Annotated in this window: 1 protein-coding gene; it reads right to left on the bottom strand. The window is 46.7% G+C overall.

Going from position 1 to position 523, the window contains the following annotated elements; genetic code table 11:
- On the bottom strand, positions 1–474 hold a 474-nt coding region (locus ACS8YF_RS20155; RefSeq protein WP_440851827.1), incomplete at its 3' end, for a pyridoxal-dependent decarboxylase.
- Between the last annotated feature and the right edge of the window lie 49 nt (positions 475–523).

Raw genomic sequence — 523 nt, 5'->3', positions numbered from 1 at the left:
CACCAGGTTTGGTTTATCCGTTGGTTTGCCTGCAGCTTCCATACGCTTGCGCCAACGCCATTTCATCGCCATCCCACCGAGCATACAGGCCTCGGAAGAACCAATGGTGTTGGTGCCAACGGCCTGACCATTTTTCGGCGCAGGCGCATGCCACAGATCGGCAACCATATTTACGCAACGTAGGTCGATGGCTGCGGATTGCGGATATTCTTCTTTGTCGATCCAGTTTTTATTGATCGACAAATCCATCAATTTATGGACGTTTTCGTCGTCCCAGGTCTGGCAGAAAGTGGCCAGGTTCTGACGAGCGTTGCCATCAAGATATAATTCATCATTGATAATCTGAAATGCGACATCATCGCGCATTTCGTGCAGCGGAAAACGTTTTGATTCTGCGATAGTGGAAATAGACTTCGCACCAAAACGTGAATCGAGTAGTTCTGAGCGGAAATCCGTTAACAGCTTCTGGTCCATTTCGAACTCCTTAAATTTATTTGAAGGCAATAAAAAACTAGGATTTATC

This window comes from Salinisphaera sp. SWV1 (assembly GCF_052044155.1).
Lineage (GTDB): Bacteria > Pseudomonadota > Gammaproteobacteria > Nevskiales > Salinisphaeraceae > Salinisphaera.
Note: the sequence above shows the minus strand (reverse complement) of the source record. Positions and strands in the feature narration are given on the sequence as shown.